23 protein-coding genes are annotated in these 25,719 nt (G+C 38.5%); 5 read left to right on the plus strand and 18 right to left on the minus strand.

Annotation, left to right across the window (positions count from 1 at the left end):
• Positions 1-4: 4 nt before the first annotated feature.
• Positions 5-1,993 (minus strand): Sec-dependent nitrous-oxide reductase, encoded by a 1,989-nt coding sequence (nosZ, locus tag B4Z47_RS22785; RefSeq protein WP_286727965.1) that lies wholly within the window; start codon positions 1,991-1,993, stop codon positions 5-7.
• Between the two features lie 59 nt (positions 1,994-2,052).
• On the minus strand, positions 2,053-2,529 hold the full coding sequence (locus tag B4Z47_RS22790) for a c-type cytochrome (protein ID WP_070565751.1): 477 nt from the start codon (positions 2,527-2,529) through the stop codon (positions 2,053-2,055).
• A 262-nt stretch (positions 2,530-2,791) separates the two neighbouring features.
• Between B4Z47_RS22790 and B4Z47_RS22795 the strand changes: the two genes are divergently transcribed.
• Both B4Z47_RS22795 and B4Z47_RS22800 read left to right on the plus strand, forming a co-directional pair.
• Positions 2,792-3,406, plus strand: coding sequence for a Crp/Fnr family transcriptional regulator (locus B4Z47_RS22795; protein WP_070565754.1), 615 nt, complete (start codon positions 2,792-2,794; stop codon positions 3,404-3,406).
• A 44-nt stretch (positions 3,407-3,450) separates the two neighbouring features.
• The gene (locus B4Z47_RS22800) at positions 3,451-4,686 is read left to right on the plus strand and encodes a hypothetical protein (RefSeq protein ID WP_286710173.1); all 1,236 of its coding nucleotides are present in this window, start codon (positions 3,451-3,453) and stop codon (positions 4,684-4,686) included.
• Positions 4,687-4,794: 108 nt separating this feature from the next.
• On the opposite strand, the gene B4Z47_RS22805 is transcribed toward B4Z47_RS22800, so the two are convergent.
• Positions 4,795-5,241, minus strand: a complete 447-nt coding sequence (locus tag B4Z47_RS22805) for a nuclear transport factor 2 family protein (RefSeq protein ID WP_083295917.1) — start codon at positions 5,239-5,241, stop codon at positions 4,795-4,797.
• A 1,046-nt stretch (positions 5,242-6,287) separates the two neighbouring features.
• Between B4Z47_RS22805 and B4Z47_RS22810 the strand changes: the two genes are divergently transcribed.
• Positions 6,288-6,515 carry a hypothetical protein gene (locus tag B4Z47_RS22810; protein WP_139144978.1) on the plus strand — a complete coding sequence of 76 codons (228 nt, stop codon included), beginning with the start codon at positions 6,288-6,290 and terminating at the stop codon, positions 6,513-6,515.
• A 96-nt stretch (positions 6,516-6,611) separates the two neighbouring features.
• Here B4Z47_RS22810 and B4Z47_RS22815 read toward each other — a convergent pair whose 3' ends face one another.
• The 4 genes from B4Z47_RS22815 to B4Z47_RS22830 all read right to left on the minus strand — a co-directional run bounded on the left by B4Z47_RS22815 (position 6,612) and on the right by B4Z47_RS22830 (position 9,345).
• Positions 6,612-7,451, minus strand: a complete 840-nt coding sequence (locus tag B4Z47_RS22815) for a hypothetical protein (protein ID WP_070565761.1) — start codon at positions 7,449-7,451, stop codon at positions 6,612-6,614.
• Positions 7,452-8,273, minus strand: a complete 822-nt coding sequence (locus tag B4Z47_RS22820) for a HipA family kinase (RefSeq protein ID WP_070565763.1) — start codon at positions 8,271-8,273, stop codon at positions 7,452-7,454. It lies immediately after the preceding gene.
• A 66-nt stretch (positions 8,274-8,339) separates the two neighbouring features.
• Positions 8,340-8,489, minus strand: coding sequence for a hypothetical protein (locus B4Z47_RS22825; RefSeq protein WP_175441986.1), 150 nt, complete (start codon positions 8,487-8,489; stop codon positions 8,340-8,342).
• 412 nt (positions 8,490-8,901) lie between these two features.
• Positions 8,902-9,345, minus strand: coding sequence for a nuclear transport factor 2 family protein (locus B4Z47_RS22830; protein ID WP_286710172.1), 444 nt, complete (start codon positions 9,343-9,345; stop codon positions 8,902-8,904).
• A gap of 177 nt (positions 9,346-9,522) precedes the next feature.
• Between B4Z47_RS22830 and B4Z47_RS22835 the strand changes: the two genes are divergently transcribed.
• Positions 9,523-10,026 (plus strand): hypothetical protein, encoded by a 504-nt coding sequence (locus B4Z47_RS22835; RefSeq protein ID WP_286727969.1) that lies wholly within the window; start codon positions 9,523-9,525, stop codon positions 10,024-10,026.
• Between the two features lie 29 nt (positions 10,027-10,055).
• Positions 10,056-10,289 (plus strand): hypothetical protein, encoded by a 234-nt coding sequence (locus tag B4Z47_RS22840; RefSeq protein WP_217493531.1) that lies wholly within the window; start codon positions 10,056-10,058, stop codon positions 10,287-10,289.
• A gap of 136 nt (positions 10,290-10,425) precedes the next feature.
• Here the strand turns inward: B4Z47_RS22840 and B4Z47_RS22845 are convergent, their stop codons facing one another.
• From B4Z47_RS22845 to B4Z47_RS22895, 11 genes are all read right to left on the minus strand, one after another.
• Positions 10,426-11,907, minus strand: a complete 1,482-nt coding sequence (locus B4Z47_RS22845) for a calcineurin-like phosphoesterase C-terminal domain-containing protein (RefSeq protein WP_175441987.1) — start codon at positions 11,905-11,907, stop codon at positions 10,426-10,428.
• Between the two features lie 68 nt (positions 11,908-11,975).
• Positions 11,976-13,748 carry a hypothetical protein gene (locus B4Z47_RS22850; protein WP_070565775.1) on the minus strand — a complete coding sequence of 591 codons (1,773 nt, stop codon included), beginning with the start codon at positions 13,746-13,748 and terminating at the stop codon, positions 11,976-11,978.
• Positions 13,749-13,832: 84 nt separating this feature from the next.
• Complete coding sequence (locus tag B4Z47_RS22855) at positions 13,833-16,640, minus strand: M16 family metallopeptidase (RefSeq protein WP_070565767.1); 2,808 nt, start codon at positions 16,638-16,640, stop codon at positions 13,833-13,835.
• Between the two features lie 5 nt (positions 16,641-16,645).
• Positions 16,646-17,101, minus strand: a complete 456-nt coding sequence (locus B4Z47_RS22860; RefSeq protein ID WP_070565769.1) for a hypothetical protein — start codon at positions 17,099-17,101, stop codon at positions 16,646-16,648.
• A gap of 2 nt (positions 17,102-17,103) precedes the next feature.
• Positions 17,104-18,558 carry a RagB/SusD family nutrient uptake outer membrane protein gene (locus B4Z47_RS22865; RefSeq protein ID WP_286727973.1) on the minus strand — a complete coding sequence of 485 codons (1,455 nt, stop codon included), beginning with the start codon at positions 18,556-18,558 and terminating at the stop codon, positions 17,104-17,106.
• A gap of 12 nt (positions 18,559-18,570) precedes the next feature.
• Entirely contained in the window at positions 18,571-21,894 is a 3,324-nt protein-coding gene (locus B4Z47_RS22870; RefSeq protein WP_070565773.1) for a SusC/RagA family TonB-linked outer membrane protein, read from the minus strand.
• 10 nt (positions 21,895-21,904) lie between these two features.
• Positions 21,905-22,963: a FecR family protein gene (locus tag B4Z47_RS22875; protein WP_286710169.1), complete on the minus strand. Its 1,059-nt coding sequence runs from the start codon at positions 22,961-22,963 to the stop codon at positions 21,905-21,907.
• Between the two features lie 62 nt (positions 22,964-23,025).
• Positions 23,026-23,598: an RNA polymerase sigma factor gene (locus B4Z47_RS22880; protein WP_070570504.1), complete on the minus strand. Its 573-nt coding sequence runs from the start codon at positions 23,596-23,598 to the stop codon at positions 23,026-23,028.
• 372 nt (positions 23,599-23,970) lie between these two features.
• Entirely contained in the window at positions 23,971-24,768 is a 798-nt protein-coding gene (locus B4Z47_RS22885) for a nucleotidyl transferase AbiEii/AbiGii toxin family protein (protein WP_217493581.1), read from the minus strand.
• Positions 24,750-24,893: a nucleotidyl transferase AbiEii/AbiGii toxin family protein gene (locus B4Z47_RS22890; RefSeq protein WP_217493582.1), complete on the minus strand. Its 144-nt coding sequence runs from the start codon at positions 24,891-24,893 to the stop codon at positions 24,750-24,752. The genes B4Z47_RS22885 and B4Z47_RS22890 overlap by 19 nt, the downstream gene beginning before the upstream one ends.
• Positions 24,886-25,719, minus strand: an 834-nt coding sequence (locus B4Z47_RS22895) for a type IV toxin-antitoxin system AbiEi family antitoxin domain-containing protein (protein WP_349676670.1), incomplete at its 5' end; no start/stop codon positions are given. The genes B4Z47_RS22890 and B4Z47_RS22895, both read right to left, overlap by 8 nt.

Consider the following 25,719-nt stretch of genomic DNA (forward strand, 5'->3'; position numbering starts at 1 on the left):
TATATTAATTGGTCTTCTCTTGCGGTTGATTGGTTCCCAGACTATAAATCAACGGAACATTGTTTCCTTTTTTTGAGATACGGATATACCCCTGCATCTCTTGGTGTAACGCGCTACAAAAATCCGTACAGTAGAACGGGAATACACCTACTCTATCTGGAACCCATTTCAATGTCTGTGTCTCTCCCGGCATAATGAGCAATTCTCCATTCTTTGCGCCTTTGACAGCAAAGCCATGCGGCATATCCCAGTCCTGCTCAATATTGGTCACATGGAAATAGACTTCATCGCCTAGTTGTACACCCTCGATATTGTCCGGAGTGAAGTGTGAACGGATGGATGTCAGGTATACATGTACCTGGTTACCTTTACGTTCAACGCGTGCATCTTTGTCTCCTTTGGCAACAAATGGGCTGGTATTTTCTTCAATTTTAAAAATCTTCACACTTTTGTCTTTCACTTTCTCCGCTTTGATAGCTTGCGCATAATGTGGTTCACCAATGGTCGGAAAGTCTAACAACAATTGCATTTTGTCTCCCGAGATATCAAACAATTGGGCACTCTGAGCCAACTCCGGTCCTGTAGGGAGAAAGCGGTCTTTCGTAATCTTATTATAGGCGATGACATATTTGCCTTCTGGATTTTTGGTATCTCCACCAGGTATCATTAAATGGCCTGTTGAGTAAAATGTTGGTGTACGGTCGAGCACCTTTAAATCCTTAATATTCCATTTCACCAATTCGGAAGACACAAAGAATGACGTGATTGCATTTCCTCTGCCATCAAATTCTGTATGCAGTGGGCCCAAGCCAGGTTTTTGGACTTCGCCGTACAGCGCAGATTCGTATTTGATAATTGGGATACCACCGAATTTTCCTTCGAATTGTTTTTCCTGGATTGCTTTCTGCATCTTAGCGAACGAGAATACAGGTATGACCGCAGCCAGTTTACCCGACCCTACAATATATTCGCCTGTAGGATCAACGTCGACACCGTGCGGAGATTTTGGGCAAGGGACATAGTAGCATAGCCCCTCCAGCTCCTCTGCCTTCAATACGATCGTTTCTGTATTAAAAGATGTTTTTGCGGTATGTGATTTCTCGTCGTAAGTGTTATGGGCATACTTCAACCCGGTAACCTTTTTCCCTTTTCCGGCTTTCAAATACTCTTCGGCTTTTTTCCAGTTGACGGCCAATATAAAGTCTTTGTCATTTTTGGATGCATTGACCTCCAGCAATGTATTTGCCTGTTCGGTATTGTAGGTGGAGAAGAAGAACCAACCATGAGAAGTCCCTTTACCGGCTCGGCTCAGGTCATAGTTTACACCGGGTGTCTCAATCTGAAAAGCTAATTCCATGTTGCCATTATCCTTATTGACGCTGACAAAGCTCAATGTTCCGCGAAAATTCTTTTTAAAGGTATTGATAGGTACATCGCCCGACTCACCGTCCAGCGGAACCGAAAATCGCGTTCCTGCAACAACATATTCGGTATTTTCAGTAATGTACGGCGAAGAGTGGTTTCCACCGCTGTTGGGGAGTTCGAGTACTTCAGCCGTACGAAAAGTTGTCAGATCCACCCGGGCAATACGGGGGGTATTGTTGGCATTGACAAATACCCAGCGGCCGTCGTAGTTTCCATCGGTTTTCGAAAGCTGCACGTGGTGTAAATCATCCCAAGGTACATTGCCATGGGACGTTTCGAGCATCGGTTTAGTTTCTTCACTAAAACCCCAGCCCTTTTCGGGATCTAGTGAAAAAACGGGTATTACACGCAATAATCTGCCGGATGGAAGTCCATAAACGGAGAGCTGCCCACTAAATCCCCCGGATACGAAATTGTAGAATTCATCGTATTTCCCTGGGGCAACATATACCTTCTCAGCGGCATCACCACTCACGGCGGCTCCCGCTCCTTTGGGTTTACAGGCATGGAAAGTCGATAACATCGCGCTCGCCATTAGGCTCGTCAATATGTATTTTGTTAAAGTCATTCTATTCTTATTTTAAGGTTAATACCTATGCAGCTTTGTTGATTCTTATTCAGCTTTTATTATTTTACACCATCATTTTGTCGCATAAACTCCAATACCTTTCGGGCTTCCTCGTCCGTTAGATTTTGGTTAGGCATCCGGACCATGCATAGTTCAAGTTGCGCCTGTAATTCCGGATCCTTATCGATCATCGGATCAGGATTAGTGATAAAATTCATGATCCACTGTGGTTTTCTCCGTTGTGTCACACCTTTCCATCCTGGCCCGACTAGTTTCTCGTCGGTTAGCTTGTGGCAGGAAGCACATTTCAGGTCAACAATCAATTTTCCGGCTGCGGCCATTGGTGCATCCAAATGGTCAGCGATTTCCACTTTGTCAAATTTTCCCTCACCGCGGTGAGGATCATATCCACTGGCGTCATTTGCCGAAGCCCCAGATTCATTAACACTGTTGGCAACGGTCTTTTTCTCGCCATTGTTTGAGGAACAGGAATAGATAAATAATCCCATCAAACAACATACAATTAGCTTTCTCATCTTATTTTGGTTTTGTGTTCAAACTTGATTGTGTTTTACTTAATCCAAAGGTATTATCGAAGCGTGTAGCCATTTTATGAGGCAAATCATAAAATGATTCCGGTGAGAACAAACCATCAATCAAAAACAATAAAACACTATATATAAGCACATTAACACCATATTGATTTTCATCACTCATTCCCGTGATCAACATCAAGATCTATTTTGTGACACTACTATATCTTTACGCTGTGTAGTAAAAACTAACTTATATAGAACGATGATTCCAACCGCAATACTTCTCGAAAAGGGAGCGAGCAGCCTACATGCCGATATTGGCGAAATACTTTTTCATGAGGATAGCATGGCCACATTTTATTATCAGTTGTTAAGTGGGCGAGTTCGTCTTTCTAATTTCTTATCAGACGGTAGGGAGGTCCTCCACAATGTTATCTGTGCCAATGAGGGCTTTGGAGAAGTAGCGATATTGGACAATGGCGTTTATACAGTGACGGCAATTACCGACAGTTCATGTACATTACTGAAGATCAGTTCGAAAAAATTCATCGAAATCATACATGAATATGGCAACCTACATCGTTTGGTATCACAAAAGATGGCGCGCGAACTACACTTTAAACTCTTTATGATCAAATTAATTTACAATCGTTCACCGGAGGAGATCCTCTCCAATCTGATCCAAAAGTTAAATGAAAGCAAGAGACTCGTTTGTCAGGAATGCAACCGACTTATGCTTACGCGCCAACAATTGGCTAATATGACCGGGTTAAGAGTAGAAACAATCATCCGGACAATGAAGCAAATGGACAAGGAAGATAAATTGAACATTATCCGCGGAAAAGTTTTTGTTCCGGCCGATGGTATTATTGATTGAAGCTTGAAACAACGATGTTTCAGCTATCGGAAAGAAATCAATGTATGAATAAAATCAGTAGCTATTTAAGTATCAGGAAATGGATCGTCATCACCCTATTCAATTTACTTATTGTAGGTATTTTCGGGTTGATTATGCGCTTAAAATTTTTATTTCCCATTCCTTGGATCGACCAGAAAAACCTCATGCATGCGCATTCGCATTTTGCTTTTTCCGCCTGGGTATCCCAAGCTCTTATGATTTTTCTCATAATGACCGTTCTGGGAATAAAAACCAATCAGATTTTGTGCAGGAAATATCAGCATATCCTATGGGCTAATTGGACGGTTTCGATAGGCATGCTTATTTCCTTTTCAGTTGCTGGCTATAGCCTATGTTCGATTATATTATCCTTTTTATCGATACTTGTCTCTTATTGGTTCTGCTTTCAATTAGTGCGGGATCTTAAATCATCGACGCTTCCTCCGGCCATTTCGATCTTAATTAAGTCGGCACTATTTTTCAATATATTTAGTTCACTAGGGACCTATTTTCTGGCATATCTCAAAGTGAGCCACCAACTGGATCCATTAAAACAGCTTGCATCAGTCTATTTTTATCTTCATTTTCAGTATAATGGCTGGTTTTTCTTTGGCTGTATTGCTCTGTTTGCCAGTTGGCTGTATAAACGTACTGGTAAAATACCAATAAGTCCGCGTTTTTCGCTCGTGTATGTCATGACTGTTATACCAACCTATTTCTTATCTGTTCTATGGTGGAAGGGTTTACCCCTGTGGCTATATATTATTATAGTCATTACAGTCGGATTTCAATTTGTCCTGTGGGGAACATTAGCACAACGAGTCGTCCGACTGGTCCGAAGCAATATTTCACTCCGCTTAAGCCCCGATACATCTAAAATTTGGTTATGTGTCCTGTTTGCCATTTTTCTCAAACTGATATTGCAAGGCATATCGGTCATACCTGCTCTGAGCCAACAAGCTTATGGATTTCGACCAATTGTTATTGCTTATCTTCACCTCGTCCTTTTGGTGGTAATATCACTCTTTTTAATTGGGTATGCTTTTCAGATTTGTATGTTAAAAATCGAAAAAGGCATTCACTATGGCGTTTATGGCTTACTTGTTGGAATCTTTTTGAATGAATTTGTGTTAATGTTGCAGGGGCTCGGTGGATTTATACATTATTCTATCAGGGGAACACATCATGTGCTGACGGTCGCTGCAGCTATTATTGTTGTCAGCCTCTACAGGATAACGCAAACCCAATTACGCAAATGATGCTATTAGCATAAGCCATGAGAGATGATCGATCATGAAATAGCTAGAAAATAAGCCACATCTCTCGACATGGCTCTACAACATTTATATATTTATTTGAGATGGCTCTTATTTATACGAATTGATCGATTTAGATACTTTCCAGTCATTACCTTCACGTACAAGAGTCACTAGGTCTGTTTTGGTAAAGTTTTCAAACGTCAACGTCACTTTGGCTACCATATAATCCGCCGACTCCTCAAGGATTTCGGTGCTTACCGTACAGTTTAGCTTTTCACCTTTTTGTTTTTTCAAGGATTTAACAATAGCGTTACGGCTGTGATTCTGTGCATTGGAAGCTTGGATTTTTTGGTTAAAATCTTCGGCGAACAATTGCTCTACACCTGCTGATTCTCCCTCTGTCATTACCGCCACATAGTGATCGAGTGCCAAGTCTGCTGTGGAAAGATTAACGTTTGCTTTTGCTGCTTTTGCGCCAGGTCCTTCAGCTGCCATAGCAAATGTTGATACGGCGATTAAAGCTGCTGCTGTGAATGTTTTTACTAGAGTTCTCATAATTTCTTTATTTTATTGTGTTAGTTTTTTTATCTGTTCTTATTTGTTGACTCAAAACTACAACACAATACGCCCCTAGCCTACGGGCTTTAGACTAACGCTCTGGAAAACTCGGTGAATGGCAGGAATAGGGAGGTAAGTCTCCTTCGTATCAGATTCGTACCACGTTCGGATCATCAATAGATATTGTACAGACACCCAACAGACCTTGTCCAGTCTCTGTACAGGGAAAAACTGTTCAGATACTGGTCAACAATCGAACCCTACATGTCCTGATTCGAAGGCTATACGAAGCAGGTACGAACACAACCCCTGTAAAAGTTATTTAAACTCATCCCTAATTAGCAGTTTTTAGCAAATAATGCCTAGTGCAGCGACGAAATCCGTGAGTTCGTGTTGGAGCGACCACCGAGATAACATGTCTTTGGTCATAACCATGCAGGCTATGGTAAGAGGAAAACTAAGGCGATCCAGTTTATCAACGCTTCGTTGTATGAGCTGTTGTAGGGAAAGGTGTGATTGAACTAAACGATCAACTCAAGTGCATTCAAGATCTATAAACAAGGCGATACTACTATCTTTCTACTAATTTTTCTACTTTCTTTCTACTTCTTCTTCTCCAATCTTTCCCTAGTTCTTTCCCTAAAATATTTACATTTTTCCTTGTAAAACATCTCACAGCCTATTGTACGAGCATTATAGCAACTCTATTCCTTTAATCTCTTCTCCTAATTCTTCTCCTAAAATTGCATAAACTTTCTACTTATATGCTCTGATGGATATTATTAAAGTTAAAGGCACTGTTCAGCGAAACACTATGCGTAAAATAGAGAACCAAAACCAAACATAAAAATCTAAAATACAAAATATTATACCTTTAAAAAACAGCTACAATTGTCACAAATTTTGTAAATATTTGTGACAAGGATCAGATAAATTATCACCAAAAAACTCCTCTTTTTAATGAACTTATTACCATTCTTTCTACTTATCTTACTCCTAACATTTCGATTAAAAATGACGTTAACGTATTTAAAAAAGCGTTCATGCTTGATCTTTCTCCTAATTCTTCTCCTAAATTCATCTATTCTTTCTACTTAATTATTCTAATTGAGCTCCACTCACTACGTTATCCTCCACTTCGTAAAGAAGTTCTTTCTCTTCGTGCTGACGGAAGGCCTAGCGTCCTAAAGTTCAAAGAAATTGGCGATCGGATCTTAAATAAGATTGTTGGCTTTGTGGATACTTTCGCTAATGGGATAACGGGATCCTAAATAATTAAAAGTTGTAAATCTTATGATTTCAATATTTCTCGAAATTGAAAACGAGCTCCTGAAATCATAAGATTTAAATAAACAGAAATTCGAATATTATTTTTTAAAATAGGGGCGCACATCATGCGACTCCATGTATTCTTCGACAATACCGGTTTCATCTGCATCAACAAATTCCAAAATATCGGAATCACGAATCTGTTCCCATAGCTGATGGTTTTTCACATCACTATTTTCAGGTTCGCGGCCTAGAATATAAAACTGTCCTCTTTTGTTTTCTGCTAACTCAATCACCTTAGTCAATGCAACAAATCGAGTAACGTCATTTTCAAGAAAATAATGCTTCTTGGAGAAGTCTATAGTCTGCCCCGCTACTGGCATACCATTTATACCAAGAAAATTCACTTCAATAGGTGCAAACAAATTTTCAAAATTACTCGAGTCCAACGTGATATCTAAATTAACGCGAGTATTTATTTTTGGATAAAGATTCTCCTTCACTTGTTCAACTATCATTTGAGATGTAGAATACTCAGCATCTTGTGCATAAGTGAAAATATACTTTTCAAATAGTCGTTTAAAGTTATTTTGTGTAAATTCTATATCGATAATTTTAGGCTCTGAAAATTGGACTAGATTGCTCGCATAATTTGACAAGTAACTAAGATAACCAAACTGAGTCCATTCAACATTCTTTTGAGAAATAGTGTTTATCTTCTCCAGACTAATATGGTGAATATCGTTCTCTAAGGATTTCAAATAGTTTTTAACCAAATTATACTTCTCAGAACTAAGCAAACTCTTAATGGCCAATAATTTTTCAGAAGAAAACTTAAACATACTTTCTGTACCATTAGACATTAACGTACCGATACTTATCCTTTCTTCCAAGGCCGTATTCAGTGTAATGGATAATATTGAATATATTGTTTTCATTTAATTGACGATAAAAGATTGAATAAACATTCTAAAATAATTGACGCAAGTTTCGTTCCAATCCTCTGTAAATACATTCTTACGAATCCTCTTTCTTAGGTCTTCCGTATTTAAATTCCAAGAATCCGGCACTAAAGCTATTATCTCATCCAACCTCTCTTTACATTCTGAGGTACAAAGGTAAAAATTTTGCACAAGATTTTCTACGATCGCTGGTAACTTGCGTTTTCCTCCAAAAAGAATTTTAGCCAACTCGGTCTTTATGATGGAATCATCCTCTGTTAATTCAGCTATTCCATAATCGAGAAAACTACTATTAAAAATATTGACATGGTCAATGGCGTACAGAAAGTTAAGTTTTTCAGATGACGCATGCAACAATAAATTAAAATTATTATGATTTCTATCCTCATTGGCTAGCCAAATATCGAATAATGCTATTTTTAAAAAATCTTCTTTATTGCCAAGTTTATCCATAAAACCTTTTTGTTTAAAGAGCGAGACTGTAGTAAGGTCAATCTCTTTGGAATCTTCTAGATATAATGAACCAAAACATTCCTTATTAAAAAAGTCATATTGTAATTGAGGAAATTTTTGAAGTGGGACATGATCTTGTTTCACTTGAATAAAGCATACTTCGGGGGTCATTAATTCCCAAATTTGGGCAAACTTTGCTGCTATAAGTTCATTGAAAAGATTAAGTGGTGACCTGTCATATTTACATACCCAATCACGAAAATCATCGCAGGTCACTAAAGCCGGACTGCTCCCCATAGTAGGAAATAATCTATGAATTTCTTCAATTGTTTGCAATGTTACCATGTTCTTTATTGATCGACCTATTTGAGATAAAGTTTTATATTATTTTAGGTTATCACACTTAATTAATCAATCTTTCAGATCAACATTAAAGTAATAATTGGCTCCCATAAATAGTGCCGCAAGATAACGTTTTAACTTTAACTTACCAAGATTCAACGTATTTTTCATTAACGGTTGGAAAAACTCTGTGAATAGCGAAAATATATGATCTTCCATAAGATATAGCCCTAAACAGACATACTTTTAATTGTTAGGCAGGCAATACCGTTTCCCCCTCTAATCTTATTGATCATACAATAACAATCAATTTGCACTATTACACCACCAATGTAACAGTGCAAGTTGATTGTTAATAAATTAAACGCTAACAGCAAATGTAGTGTTACTAAAGTATGGAATGTTGCAAAAGAAGTAAAACGATACTATCGTGGTGCTATAAAAAAAGATAGGAGAAAATAGTTCTTTACAGAGCTTATCTTCCAAAAAAAACTGGATAATTGCATCAAAATTGGCGAAGAACCATTCTGATTTACCGATTACACCTGGCCTTTAAACTAAACTTAAACATATGATTCACTAGTGGTTTGTAGTCTGCCTGAACTGACAAACCACTAGTTATTAGATACTATTAATACGAATTGATTGATTTGGATACTTTCCAGTCATTGCCCACACGCTCCAAGGTAACTAAATCTGTTTTTGTGAAGGTCTCAAATTTCAAAGTCACTTTAGCGACCATATAGTCTGCCGATTCCTCGATGATGTCTGTGCTTACTGCACAGTTTAGCTTTTCGCCTTTTTGTTTTTTCAATAGTTTAACCACTTCGCTACGGCTGTTAGACTGCGCATTTGTAGCTTGGATCTTTTGATTAAAATCATCAGCGAATAACTGCTCTACGCCTGCTGATTCGCCTGCAGTCATTACCGCAACATAGTGCTCTAAAGCGAAGTCTGCTGTAGAAAGGTTAATGTTAGCTTTTGTTGCTTTTGCTCCAGATCCTTCAGCTGCCATAGCGAAAGTAGATACTGCGATTAAAGCTGCTGCTGCGAATGTTTTTACTAGCGTTTTCATAATGTCTTTTTTTTATTGTGTTAGTTCTGTTGTTCTTATTTGTTGACTCAAAACTACAACACATTAGGCCCCCAGCCTATTGACTTTAGACCAACAATCGGGAAAACTCGGTGAATGGCGGGAATAGGGAGGTCAAAATCAAGAAATTTGTTCCAACAAGAAGAAAATCAAATCGATATGAAAGCAAAACGACTCTTTAGGCAAATAGGAATATTTTCCGCTTTATTAATCCTAATAGTAACGCATTGCTATGCAACAAACCAAAAACCAAAAATTCTATTTGTAGTGACTAGTCACGATACAAAAGGCAATACAGGCGAAAAAACAGGTTATTATCTCGGGGAAGTCTCGCATCCATGGGAGGTTTTAACAGCTGCCGGATATGAGATTGATTTCGTTAGCCCACAGGGTGAAAATCCACCTGTGGTTGGATTTGACCTAAATGATCCCGTTAACAAAAAATTCTGGGAGGATAAATACTATCACAGTAAAATCACCCATTCACTCAAACCTTCTCAGGTAAAACCTGAAGAATATAAAGCTATCTTTTATGCCGGAGGAAATGGTGCGATGTGGGATCTTCCTTTCGATTCATCAATCGCAAAGATTGCCAGCAAGATATACAGATATACGAGGCAAATGGGCTTGTCGCAGCTGTATGTCATGGACCTGCAGGCTTAACCAACATCAAACTGAGCACCGGCGAATATTTGATAAAAGGGAAAAAAGTCAATGGCTTTAGCAATGAGGAGGAAGAGCTTGTAAAGCTCAGCAATGTCGTCCCCTTTTTACTAGAGGATAAGCTAAAGGCAATAGGTGGGATTTATGAAAAATCCGAACCATGGCAGTCGCATGTTACTATTGACGGCAGATTGATCACCGGCCAGAAACCTCAATCAGCCAAGGCCGTGGGCGTGGCTATCGTCAAGGCATTAGGTAAATAAGCTATCCAAAAAAAGCCACATCTCACGACGTGGCTTCTAAACTAAACTTAAAACATATGAAAACTATAGTGTCTTCTACGGTCAAACCTACCCTTTTAGATAAGCTATGGACATATAGCAAGAATAATTTGTATAACTACTGCGAAAAAAACTCGGTAAATTCATTTTGAACTAAAAAGCCATAGTTATCCTCCGCTTTAATCCGGATCACTTTTATGCTATCACCATTTACGTTTTGCAACGGAAATTCCCAAAGATGACCAGAGGCCCGCTTTCGTAAAGGATTCGCCGTGCTACCTAAAGTGGGATAGATTTTTTGATTATTTTTTTCGATGATATCGGATACAAAGGGATCTACACTTTTACTTTTCCGCATCCTGACCCATTCTCCATCATTTATCTGTACCATGACATTCGTACTGTCTGCCGCTCCAAAAACATTTGCTAGCAATACGCCCGCTCTAACAGCAATATGCATTTGTTTTTTAGCATCCTGATCTACGGCTTTGAACTGAAACGAATAGCTATTGTTTTTAATATTGATCACAAAATACCCCCTTGGGCTACCGCACAGCATCCTGGCATCCGGAACTCCTTTGGCATCCTTCTCACCACGCCACCAGTTACCACAGGTTGCACCAGCACCCAATTCCTGTATCGCTTTATTTTTAAAGAAATAACGATCCACCTGATGGGTATGTCCAGACAAAATCAATACATTTTTATAATCAGCCAACAGTTGAAGTACCTCCGTCCTATTTCGTGTAAAAGCCATAGGAATATGCTGACTAAGCACTACTAAAGCATCTTTTGGAATATAGGAAAGATCATTTTTCAAAAATGTCAACTGCTCATCAGCTAATCTTCCTTCATAAGAATTTTTGCCTGTAGCAAACACATTGTTTAACACGATAAAATGTACATTACCATAATTGAAAGCATAATTATCAGCTCCAAAAACAGCATTGAAACGGTCGTTCATATAATCCGGATTGACAACGTTCCGATCATGGTTGCCGACCATTGTGTAGGATGACATCGGCAGCGCATCGATCATTTTCCCCACCTCAGGCAAAATCTCCATATTATTGTTGACTAAATCTCCCAGAACAAGATTAAAATCAATATCCTTCCTTTCTATAAGTTCGGAAAATATACTTTTGGCCGCAAATTCCAATTCCTCCTGATCGCTCACCTGCACATCTCCAATGGCGGCAATATTGAATTCGAGAGGGATATTTTTCCTCTTTCTTAATGGTATATCAAACACCAAAGTATCGGGAATAGTATGATTAGGATTGAGGTAATATGCATTTGCATTTCCTATTTTATTTTCCTTTGCCCATACATATTCAGATGGAGTGATAGAAAAAATGGATTGACCAATCTTAGCTTCAAAGCTATATGCTCCGGTTTTATCGGTGCTTATCACATCAATACCATTTGATACCCGAATTTTAGAAAGCCTTTTCTCTCCTTTATCCAAAAGGCCATTGTTATTTTTGTCTTCAAAAGCATGTCCTTCAATCAAGACTTTCTTAGCTACTGCTACTTGGGCTGTGACCTTTATTACAAAAAGTAATCCCAAGATCCAGATAATGCTTATTTTTTTAATCATATTGTTCATTGCTGATAGCTAAGTCACGGTCAGATAATTTTATACATCCGACCGTGACCTGAACTATGTTATAATCCGGGAATATCGTATTTGAAAAGGGCAGCTTTGCTGTTTATCACTGTGATCAAATAAGGTATTCCTTGATCACTTATCTGCATCACAAATTTATTTCCATTTTCTGGTGAAACCTGCACTGCAGTATTCCAGTTTCCTGTAGCTTCATTGTAGGTGCAGACCTTTATTCCATTGATTGCGTCTCCGTATGCCAAGAAAATCCGACCGTCGGGGTGTATACGGATCGCCACATTGTCGCGGTTTGCGGAGCTACTGGTCGTTTGGCTGATACCGTCACCCAACTGTTTCCAACTGCTCCCATTCCAATGCATAACAAATGTTTTATAAGCCGGTGAATTGGACTGGTAAACCATATAAATTTGACCGTCTTCTTTTACGTCAAGATCAATATTGATACCTCCTGAATTTGACTCTGCAGGTCCTACATTAACATTCCCGACCAAATTCCATGCACCATTTTCAAACCTATATACAGAAGGTTTACGGCTTGCTGTACCGTTTGTTAAATCCATGACGGCATAATACAATTTATTATCCCGTCCTTTAAACATTTTTGAAAACCAGCCTGTAGTTGACTGTGCAAAGGACTGCCCCGTCCACTTTCCATTACGTAACGATTCAACATATGTACCACGGCTAGGGTAAGGAGAAGACGCACGTGAGAACACATATCCTAGATAAGGCACATTATTGTCATCCAACTTTAACGTTAAATAATTCACCCTGTTGAAAGATCCCTGCTGCTCGCCTACAAATGACCAGGTATTATTCTCATACTTCATTAATGATGCATATTGTGCATTAGCTCCTGCCGTATAATCTCTAAATGCAACATATGGAATCCCTTGTTTCGAAAAATCTAACGAAATGTAATCGGCTCTTGTTGGCGTAAAGCCAGATTCATTCCCTAAAGTCTCCCACTGTTTGCTTTCACTATTGAACGCGGTAATAAGCCCTTTTCGTAAATCATCTGTACTGCCGGAAAATTGAACGGATACATACGGCTGATTATTTATTGGATTAATTTCAAGCCCTGCCTCCGCAACATTGTTGATTTGTAAAAAGTCTGGAAGCTGCATCGCTGTCCACACAGGTGCTGTCAGCCTGCCTACCTGAACAACAAAATTTTCAGATGTCCCGCTTTCCAAATCCTGCAATGTCAGGGTTTGGGGATTGGAATAATCTAAAATGGTTTCCTTGCTTTTGAAATCTGCACCATTGGACTTCAGTACTGTGCCTTCGTTGACAGTATATCGGGCAACCAACTTGGTGATATTGGCATCTACAGGTAGATCTACTTTGATATCAAGTTTGCTTATTGTAGCGGGATAATCGCGAAACAAATAATCTGGATTATCAGCTGCATAGAAACCAAAGGAAAGAATAGATCCCGACTTTTGTGCCGAAACGCTATATTCCGACATTCCGTTTGGTGTCACAAAACGGTAGACCGTTGCTTTGGAAAGATCGACGGCCGTAACCCCAGATTCTTGAATATTTTTCCCAACGTATGCAACCATTTTCTCCGACGTACCTTTAAAGGAAGGTACTGCTTTTGTAATATCGACAGAGTTGGGCACACGAATAGAAATATGCTGTCCTTCGATGGTACCATATACTGCATCTTTAAGGCCCGGATTGCTTGCTGGGTCAAAAGAAAAGGATTGCAACTGTACATTATCTGCAAGTAATGCATCCTGTTTGCATCCGAGAAGAAACTGACTAAAGATCATTGTGATCAATATTAAACAATAGTGTTTTTTCATCCCTATATTTTTATGATGATGAAGCTTAGGTCTTATCTTTATCAGACTTGTCTGATATGTCGCTGACCATTTCATCTGTATGAATTATTTCTTTAAATTTTCGGGTAATAATACCGCTTTTACTTTGTAGGCTTTATTGAGCTTCTGTTTAGCATAATCTGCAATGTCTGCAGCTTTTATCTGATCAAGCATTTGCTTATAACTGGTAAAAAATGACCAGGTTCCAAAGCCATAATAAATATGGTTGCGCAGTTCTGCACTCCAAAATGTATCTTTTCCAAATTGTTTGTCGTATACCTGGTGCATTTGCACTTTAGCATTATTGAGTTCTTCAACAAAGTAAGACGGATCTTTTATGATTTTATCAAGCTCAATCTGAACTTGTCCGATCAAAAACTCTGCTCTTGAAGGTTCGCAGGTAAAATTAATACGTGTACGCATCAAATCGGTCGGTTCAGAAGTTGCACTGACACTAACGCCTACGCCATATACGCCTGACTGCTCTTCTCTCAAATTCTTTCGGAGTTTAACCTTGAGCACATTTTCCAAAAGTTCATTTTTTAGTATCTCAGGGTAATCATAATGTGTAGAAGTGGTCTGATAGAACAAGTTAACCGTGGCCTTTTCGGCCTGACCTGCATATTGGACAATTTCTTGATCTTGGCGTTGTTTATAAGCTGGGATCCGCTGCTCACTGCGGTAATATCCTGTGGGAAGTGCCGCTATATACTGTTCTACAAAAGCTTGAATACTATCTATATCAAAATCACCGACTAGCACAAAATCAAAATCTTTAGCTGAATGGAAACGTTCTTTGAATACTGGTACAATACGATCGATCTGTAGATCCTTTTCAATGCGTTCGACCGAAAGTGTATTTTCATCCAAATCGTCCGCCCCTATAGCTTTATTGATCGCTTGATTATAGGCATCCATCACATTGAATTTTTTATTCCTGGCGGCATCTAACCCTTGCTTTTTGATGCTTCCAAAAATTTTCTCATCGACACGAGGCTGAGTCCATTTGAGGTAAATCAGCTCAAACATAGACTTGATATCCTTTTGATTAGCTGAAGCCGACAGTCCCTCTCGATTTGGCGCTATCATAAACGTGGCCGACGCTGAGTTTCCATTTAAAAATTTTGTTAATGCCGCCCGCGTAAATGCCCCCGCACCACTGGCTCCAATTATATTTTTGGCATACACAGCGTTGACATAATCGGAGCTGTCCATAGCAATAAAACCGCCTTTTCTAAAGGCTGTTAGTTGAATATGATTTTTTCTACTATCATTTTTCTTCAGAAAAAATCTGGCGCCATTGGAAAGTTGCCATTCGGTCACACCGACCTCGTTGATCAGTTTCTTTTGTATCACTTTACCGGATATAGGCAGATCGCTCAACAATTGCTGGGGTATTTCAATATGATCTGTCCATTTCTTCAAATCTGCCTGGGCGGACTCTGCGAACAACTGGCGCAAAACACTTTCGTTGGGCACCTCTGCCATGAGGCGTTCAGGAGCGGTTAGCATCACAGCTGTATTTCCTGGCTTAAAATAACCTTGGAGATGATGCAGGAGATTTAAAGAATCGAGTCGATCTAGATCACGTAATATCTGCCCATTACGGGCTTCCTTATCCATTAATATTTGGCCAGTAAAAAAGACATCTTTTAATTGGCTCAACATCATATTGGCATTCAGTTCTTTGTTCTCTGGCGCGCGTTGAAGCTGTCTTTTGTATTGCTCTCTATAATCAGACAGTTCCGAAGAGGTAAATCCGTAGCGCAAAATACGTTCGCGTTCTTTCAAATATTTAGAAATTCCAGATTTGATCTGCCCCTCGTACAAGGTAGCTCCACCAACAGAAAGTCCATTGTTCAATAAAAGATCAGAGACCGACATGGAAGCACTTTTGTAACTGTCGTCTAACTGGGCAATTCGATCAAATCTTTTCTTTAAAAGTGCATTTACTGTACTACGTTTTAAATTTTCAAAAAAATCGGCTTCGGTCTTAACAGCTTTGCTGGCTGGCAAAATCCCAATATAACTAAAGTCAATACTATTGGCCTCTTTATCGGTATAGATATTAAAAAGTGTATCTGTATGATTTGCGAGGCTGTATGAAATGCGCTTTGCCTCTGGTTTTCTATTTTTAGCTTTTCCAAAAAGCTTTTTGATCATCTTTTCAACTGCTTTTGGATCTTGGTTTGTTACGACAGCCAACCCCATTAAGTTTGGCCTATACCATTTTTGATAAAAATCTACCAGTGTCGGTCGACGAAAATTACGCAAAATATCCAGCGTACCAATCGGTTTACGGATGCCGTAACGGGAATGAGAAAAAATCAAAGGTAGGGTCTGATCGCTTAGGCGGGCAGAAAGGCCTTCCTTGGTCCGCCATTCTTCTATAATGATGCCGCGTTCCTTTTCGATTTCCAAAGAATCGAAACTAAGATTGAATGCCCAGTCACTAACGATATCAAGAGCTTTCTCTAAGTTTTCCTTCGACTTGCTATCGATCGTAATTTTATAAACCGTTTCATCATAGGAGGTGTGTGCATTTAAATCAGCTCCGAATTTTACGCCCAAAGACTCCAAGTAGGTGATCACTTCATTTTTGGGGTAGTGCTTGCTGCCATTAAAAGCCATGTGTTCTACAAAATGCGCTAATCCCAACTGGTCGTCCTCCTCCTGTAGACTGCCGGCATTGACAAAAAGCTGTATAGCAGTCTGCTGATTATTCGTATTATTAGGATAAATAAAATACTGAAAACCGTTTTTTAATTTTCCGCGCACCAGTTTTGGATCCTGTTTAAGGTCCTGAGCTTTCAGCTGTATGAATGATACAAGAAGAACACTAAATATCCCTATTGTTTTTTTCAGAATATCCATATGTTCTATATTTTAGTAATTTTCAGACTAGATTGTTTATGATCAGGGCCGGGTAGCCCAAGTGTAATATTCTTATCACTTCTGAGCAGACGAATAGTCAACGTATTGTCTTTACCTTCTTCTATCGGATGATTAATCCAGCGTATTTTTATAGGCATTTCTACGACACCTGGCTTAAACAGAAGCGACGAACCTGTATTAACAACTTCGAAATCTACGCCAGCTTTAAGCCCTTCGCCTGCTACCACTTCATAATCCAATTCTATGGCTTCAAACTGTGTTTTTGTACTGAAATAAACTTTATAGTCAACCGACTCATTTCTGTTGGCCTGCACCGTTATTTCCGAAACGTTATTTTGGTGGATATAGAAAAAAGGATGATCATATGGAGTTTCCAATTCTTTATTACAAGCTAAAAATAGCAGGGAGATGAAACTCATTAAAAATAGGATATTTTTCATTTTTATTTATTTACAGTGGGATTGGGAGTAATGGATTTATTGGCATCTAATTCTGATTTGGGAATAGGAAGAATAAACAAATCATTTGGATATTTTATCAAACAGTTTGCCGAGTTACATCCAGCCCCACGATCCAATGATTCTCTATAACGCATGATATCGTAGATACGTTGGCCTTCAAAAGCCAATTCCTTGCGTCTTTCCAATTTTATTAATTCCAATAATTCATTCGGAGTACTATATTCGACAATAATGTCTGCAGTATTTTTACCTAGCGCCCTCGCTCTAATGGTTTTTAAGTCTTCAATAGCTAAATTGTATTGTTGGGTATGAAAATATGCTTCCGCTCTATTTAAATAGAGTTCGGCAGAACGGATCACTTTAAAGTTGACCGGCCAATTCAGATCACTTGTTGTTGAATACTTCCCATTCTTAAGAGATATATACCTCTCTGGGCTTGACTGTAGTTCAAACATTGATTTACGGATGTCATCTGTGGCTAATAAATCTAAAAAATTATCCGAAGGATAGGCTAAAAACGCAACTCTATCGGAATAGAAACTTGACATAAAATTTGAAGATCTAATATTCAGATTTAGTTGCCAGATCACTTCAGATTTAATACTGTTAAAATCTGAAAACTGACTATCCGAAATGAACATATTTTTATAATCTTCGGCATTCACCAATTTGTACTTTCCATCGTTCAGGATTAACGATGAGTACTTAATCACATCTTCATAACGTCCCATGTATAGATATATCCTGGACAAAAGAGCCCTTGAGGCATCTGCTGAAGCATATATCTTAGTCTTTGCTGTGGAATTTTCCAAAAAGGTAATTCCTTGTTCTAAATCAGCTATGATTTGCGCATAGGTATCTTTCATACTTGCCCTAGGCACGCGCTCACTCGGTAATGGTGTTACTGTAGGAATAGGAATTCCCGGATGACTTCCATCCGCTGTATACGTATAATGCTGTGCATAAACATTTGCCAACGCAAAAAATAGTAGTCCGCGCAAAACATGGCTCTGCCCCATATAGCTATTAAAATCGTCAGACCTGCCATTTAGTGACTTACGTACCGTTTCAGCAGAGTTAATAATATTATTGATATTATTAATCGCCTCATAGCCTGTTGACCAAATGGCTAAAGTCCCACCAGTTCCATCTTCTTCATCAAAAGTATAGTTATAGTCCGTTAACATATAATTTTGCGTACCATTTGTGATGCGCTGTACATCATCGCCTCTTAAATCGCCATATATCCCATATTGTGACTGAAAAAAACGTGAGGTCAGGTTATAACTACCGACAAGTGCATCCCGCATACCATTCAGATCAGAAAATAGTTGCTCTTTGCCGAGTTGCCCTATGGGTTCAACCTCCAAAAATGATTTACCGCAACTCGCAAGCGTCAATGATAATGCAATTACTGTATATTTAAATAATTTCATATTAAATTCTGATTAAAAACCAATATTGATACCCAATGAATAATTAAGCACGCGACTAGATTCTGAAAGCATATTTGCATAGGTATTGTCAACTACGCTTCCACTTGTTACGCCAAACTGTTTAGCTAAGGATTCATAATTTTTTATTGATCCTTTTTTAGATGAATATGGAGTCCACATCGCAATATTACTTGCCATAGCGGTAACTGAAATATGATCTAATTTTAATTTGCGAATTAGACCGCTATTAAAAGTATATCCCAAACTGATATTATCTAACTTAAGATATGTTTTGTCCAATAAAAAACGGGTGGAGTTCATAATAGATGAGGTTGTTGTATTTGAAAGTCGTGGAGAAGTAGCCAGTTGGCCCGGAAAATACCAAGAATTCAGCATATCAATGGATTGATTGCCACTCAAAATATTAAGACCATCCAATCCATTATTTCTAGTTGCCTGATCAAAATAATAGCCCCCTTTTGAATATTTGAAGAAAATTGAAAAATTCCAGTTTTTGTAATTAATATAATTCGTTAGTCCTCCATAATATTGCGGTGTTGAATTCCCAACAAGTACACGATTTTCTGTATTATACACTTTAGTCACATTGCCGTCCAAATCATACCACATCGGGTCTCCTGTAGAAGGATCCACACCTGCCCAACGCACAAGATAGTAAGAGCGGGAATTATATCCTTTTCTCATGATCGTATTGCCCGAAACACGGTCAATATCTTCATTTAACTGCAACACTTTATTTCTATTTGACGATAAAATAAAAGTGGCATTCCAGTTAAAGTTTTCCTTTTGTAGTATTGCTCCATTAACACTCAGCTCTAAACCTGTATTTTGCATTTTGCCGACGTTCTGATAAGTACGTCTAAATCCAGTAACCATAGATACGTAGGCATCATCAATCATATCGTGGGTAACATTTCGATAGTATTCGGCAGCCACATTAAACCGACCAAACAATCTAAAATCTATCCCTGTATTGAGCATTTTTGTTGTTTCCCATTTCAGTCCATCATTCACACCTCTCGACATCGTCGTTCCAGAATTCCCTCCATAGCTATAATTGGAATCGTATTTATAAATGCCACTAGCATAAGCTGAATTAAATCGAGAGTTACCATTATTCCCATAGGACACCTTAAATTTCAAGAAATCTAAGATCTTATTTTTGGGCCAAAAATCTTCATTACTAACAGTCCAGGCCGCACCGACAGAACTAAAGGTTCCCCATTTTACATCTTTACCAAAATTGGAACTGCCATCTTTTCGATAGGTATAGTTTATTGCATAACGTTTATCATATACGTAGCCGGCACGCCCAAAATAGGAAAGTAACGTTTGTTTATCGCGACTCGTTGTCCCAAGACGATTATCTGTGGATACAAAGCCGACTTCTCGGATATAATCATTTGGAAAATTAGTTCCCGTGGCAGAAACAGATCTACGTTCTTCTTTTCGTGCTTCGGTTCCCAGTACAACATCAAAGTCACCTTTAAAAATAGTACGTTTAAATGCTAGGGTATTTGTACTGATTAAGTTTAAAACCTGTGATTGTCCTCGGTAGGCCTCACCGTTGCTGGAAGAGCCCGTATAATTATACATCGAAAAGTACTGATCTTCATTGGCGCTGGTAAAATCTGCACCATTGAGGTTTGTAAAGACTAATCCATCCCATAATTGATAAGTAAATCCTAAGGTTCCCAAAACATGTGCGGTTGCTTGTTTTTGTTCATTTTGATCGATCAAACCCGGCATACCCTGCAAAAGCCCGCCATTTGGATCGCGCTCAATATACTCACCATTTGGACCAAATGGGCTAATCAATGGGCTGTACTGAAAATAAGCATTGCCCGGATTGAACATATCATCTTTAGAATAAGAAGCAGCAAGTGTGCTGTTCAAAACCAAGCGTTTGCCGACATTCCCGCTTACGTTTGAACGCACATCATAACGTTTTGTAGAATTACCGATAATCGTCTGTTTTTCATCATAGATATTGGCTGAGAGGAAATAATGAACAGCATCTGTTGAACCCGACAGTCCTAAGCTGTGGAGATTAGTAAAACCAGTACGATTATAAACATCTGCCCAACGCGTATCCTGTGTGGTATCAATTTTCCCCAACTGATCAACCATACCCATGTCTTTCACCAAGTTTAAATATTGGCGACCATTCAGTTGGTTGAGATGACTTGACGGCCGTCTATTTATCCCTGTCCGAAATGAATAAGAAAGTTTTGGGGCTCCTTTTCCTCGTTTGGTTGTTATCAGGATAACACCATTGGATCCATTTGCGCCATAAATTGTCGTTGCACTGGCATCCTTAAGTACGGTGACACTTTCAATATCATTCGGATTTATATATGTCAATGGACTGATCGAATTTTGCATCCCAGGAATTGAATTAGTCGTTCCGCCAGTATACAAAGGCACACCATCCACGACCCATAACGGCTCATTTGATGTTATACCGCCAACGGTAGATGCTTCGCCACGTATTCTAGTGCTATAGCGTGATCTTGCAGAACTATTTGTACCCCCATCTTGTGAATTAAATTCGACCCCAGGAACGACACCTTCCAGTAAAGCATCTAATCGGAGCGCAGGCCTATTATCCAGGTCCTTTCTTGTAATTGTAAAAGCCGATCCTGTTTGGTTCTCTCTCGCTTCTTTGGTACCATATGCTGTTACAATTACTTCATCTAGATAATCCATACTTTTTTGGAGCACGATAGCTAGGTTTTTTCTGATATCTTTAGCAGGAATTTCTCTGGATTTATAACCGATGTAACTGACCACAATAGTCGCCTCCATAGGTACTTCCAAACTAAATTCGCCGATATTATTAGTACTGGTAACTTTATTAGTTCCTTTGATCGCGACACTGACACCAGCTTGATATGAAGGAGATTTACCATCCTGATCATCGATGGACACACGTCCTTTCAACAAGATTGTTCCCTCCTTTTCTTTGATCCGAGTTAACGTAATAGTTTTATTAACAATCTTATATTCAACATTAAGCTCTTTGGATAATTTCGACAATGCAGCTTGAATTCCGTCTTCATCAAGTGAAATCTGAATCATAGCAGTATTTTCTACAATACCTGCGTCATAAACAAAAGAATAACCTGACTGCTCTTCTATCTGCTTTAGCACTGTTTTAAGTGGCTTTTTAGTTGTATCAATATGAATTCGCTGTGCGAAACTTTGCTGTATGCTACAAGACAATAGCCCAATTGTCATTAAGGTGGTTAGTTTAACCGAAAGCAATTCCGGATTTAAAAAAGCCGGGCTTCGTTTAAATAATTTTTCATTCATTGTATTAAGGTTAATTATTTGCGAAATTCACATAGAGGACCTTACCTTTCATCTGAAAATTCCCATTCGTTAAGTTTTTCATAATCTCAAGCACATCTGAGGTTTTTGTGCCATTTATTATTTTACCAGAGATATACTGATTAGGAACAGAAGACTGATAAGAGAGCTCAAAACCATACCACTGGCTAAGTTGATGAAGTACAGTCTTAATGGATTCATTATCAAATTCAAAATCTAGTTTACGCCATGCCTCTTTCTCTAGCTTCGCCATCCGTTGAAGAGACAAAGCTCCATCTTTGTTGACAGCTATATTATTGGGTTGCAATATGACATTTTGGTTCCCATTGCTTAGCTCAATTTTCCCCTCGTGTAGTGTGGTAATTGTTTTATCAAAACTAGGATAAGCTCTGACATTGAATTTTGTACCGAGAACTCTGATCTGCTGATCTGCTGTTTTTACGACAAAACTGCGTCCAGGTATTGTTACTACTTCAAAGTAAGCCTCCCCTTCCAATGAAATTGTCCTTTGCGCCGCCTTGCCATAATCTGGGGACAAGACGATCTTCGATCCGGCATTCAAAGACACTTTAGTGCCATCGGGGAGAATAACTTTGGTAAACTCTCCTGCAGCTGTTGCCAAGGTTCTTAAATTATGATGTTCTTTGAGATCTACATATCTTGTCGAATCTAAAAAATCATGTAAACTGCTATTAATTTCTTCAGTTTGGCCTGAAGTATCTGTGATCCATGCCGCCGATCTAAAAACTTCATTATTATTTTCCTTTTGCTGAATTGACCAGATCCAGACTGCAGCTGCAGAGAGCAGCAGTAGTGCAGCTGCAACTCGCCATACCCATTGCAACCTGGATATTTTGGCGGGAGCAATACGTCGGTTAATCTCTGCCCAGTTTTTATCTTTAAATTCGACAGTCGAGAGATTACTATCGAGTATTGTTTCACTATCGTCAAAACTATTGTACCAAAGCTGGAATTGTAGAATATCTTCCTCAGAGGCTATTCCCTGGTTAATACGGGAAATGATTTCTTTAATTTCTTGTTGCGTCTTCATATGATTAACACTTGTGGTCTATATAGAAGTACCATAAGTGCTGAGCAACGCACGCTAAAAAATTAAAAAAATAACAAAGATTTTAAATTATTTATAAAAATCCTTAAATGTTTTAGGCTTTTGCTGATTTGATTTTCAACAGTTCGATGGGAGATATTTAGTTTTTCAGCGATTTCTCTACTGTCCAAATTATCTATACGGGAATAATTAAAGATAATCTTTGTTTTCTCCGGCAGGCGCTCTACCTCTTGGAAAATAAGTTGCTGAAGTTCTTTGGTGTATAATGCATCGTCCAGGCCAAGCTCTCCCACACGATCCAATAATCCATAGGAATTAGGATCAACAAAATCGATTCTTGAAGATCTATTTAGATATTTAATTATAGAAAACTTGGCTGCCTGAAATAAATAAGCTTCAAGATTTTGAACCTCTTCGAGTTTGGGATTATTCCAAAGTGAAATAAAAATATCCTGTAAAAGATCTTCCGCAATATCTTTCTGTGGGAGCCGGTTATTACAAATCACAAATATTTTGTCCCAATACCTTTCATAGATTATCCTAAATGCTTCTTGATCTCCAGCCCGTATTAACTTTTGTAAAGTTAAATTTTCGAGTGAACTATAGTTGTTTTTCATTTTTCGCCTCGTTTTATCTCATTACGGCAAAACAGTTCGATGTGAGACACCAAAACTACAACAATAATTAAAAGAAAACAAGATAGTTAGCAAGACAAAACAGGTCAATCTTATAAAACTATTTCAAATGGAGTATTGTTCTTACCATACAAAACGGCTACAAGCTGCCTTTCGAAAGAAAGGTTCAACATAAAAATTGGCGTCGTACGGTGAAATCCAATTGTCTTTAAAAACATTGGATGACGAAACAAAAAAGAGGAAACGATAGGAAACATAAAAATTACTGTACAAGTAAACGCTAAGAGAAAGGGTCTGATGAGAATCAGGCCCTTTTGACGTAAAAAAGCCATATCTCTCCTATTCAGCTTGACTTTAAGGATATAGGACAGCTTTTAGATTTTTGTAAGCGGTCACGTGTTTATTCTCTGACATTTTATTTAAATTGATTAATCTCCATTTCACTGAAGGAAGTTCCGAGACTAAAGCTGCGTCCAATCCTAAGAGTGCCCAATCAGGTGTCTTATTTTTGACAGAGAGTAAAAATTTACGTTCACTATCAGTCATCTCCTTGTTGATATCTGCAATCAGTTTCTTCCGTACAGAAAGTAGCTCCTGTAAAGAAACTTCAATTTCTGCCATTTGCGCAAACTCCATTTCATATATACCTGAGATATCTTTTCGGTTTGGATTAAGCAGTTCTGCCATCGGTCGAAAATGACTTATTAAAAATACAAGAAATGTTTTTCGTAATTCTTCCGTTAATCCTTCATTTTCGTATAACTGTTTTACATCAAACAAATCACGGGGATGTTGACGATCTAGGGCAGCGCAAAGTTTACCAGCATACAGATCTGGGTGTGATGCAACTAGCATTTCAGCATAACCAAATTCTTTTTCAACCTGCGGTCGCACTTCCATTCTGACAGCTGGGAAAAGGCTTCCACGTATAACAGGAGATAGTTCTATTTTAACACGAACATCATTAAGTGAAACTATTATTCGTAAAGAATTATCCTGTTGTAGTGTTGTATTTTGAACTTGGGCACCTGCAATCGATTTCTTTATGGAATCTGTTATTCTCGCTAATGCAGGTCTGATATTTTCAAGAGAGGCGTCGCGATCCTCCATTGGCAGATACAACAAATCGATGTCTACGGAAAGCCTTGGCAAATCTCTATATAAAACAAATTAATAGCCGTACCGCCTTTAAGTGCAAAACAGTCTTCTTTATCGATTATAGGTAACAATCGGATCAATAAACGGACCTGCTCGGCATATTCTTCTTTCTTACTCATAAAAATCAGGAACAGTTATTTTATATTTCTTATTTAGTTTCCCACCTGTGACGATCACACGATTACCAGATCCAAAATCTATTTTCTCAGATTGAAGTTTTGTAAACCAGGTATGATTTTGACGCTCGGCAAGGTAAAAGAAAAGCCTGCGAACTTTGATATTTGTGCACAGTTCCAATAATCTTTGGAGTGTCCTAGGAGAAAGCGTATTTAATCCTTGCATTAATTCATCCGCATGTTCAAATGATATATTTTGGGGAACTTGATTCATCACTTCCAAAATAGCTCTTTCAGGAATGGATATACGTAAGCCTTCCTTTGTATTTTTCCAACTGAAAGCTCTAGTAAACTCAAGTAATGCTAGCGGCCTTTCATCTTCAAAACTATTACCAAATAAATAGCCAGAACTATGCTTAAGAAATTTGATCCCTGTTGTAAGGTTATTTATCCATATGGGAAGATTATCCCGGCCATATAAATGAATCAAGCGTTGATTAGACATCGGGAGATAATGGGTCAGTTTCTGAAGTTCTAAAGCCGATAGGCCTCCAATGGTTAGATCTGTATCTAGCTGTTTCTGCAGGAAATAGACAATATCCCCCCATTCCACTTCTGCCCCTTCACGTTTATATACTCCATTTTTCACAGTTTCCAATAGTCGACTCTTCAATAAATTATCGATCGCATGGCCTGTGAGATCATTCTGCTGTAGCCAAGATCTGGTAACCAAAGCTCCCTCCGGCACTAATTTTAACACATCTTTCCTTCTCTGAGAATACATCTTCATGTTTAAACTATTTAAATTTATCGGCGAAAAACGCCGATA

Source organism: Sphingobacterium sp. UBA2610, from assembly GCF_002339225.1.
GTDB lineage: Bacteria > Bacteroidota > Bacteroidia > Sphingobacteriales > Sphingobacteriaceae > Sphingobacterium > Sphingobacterium multivorum.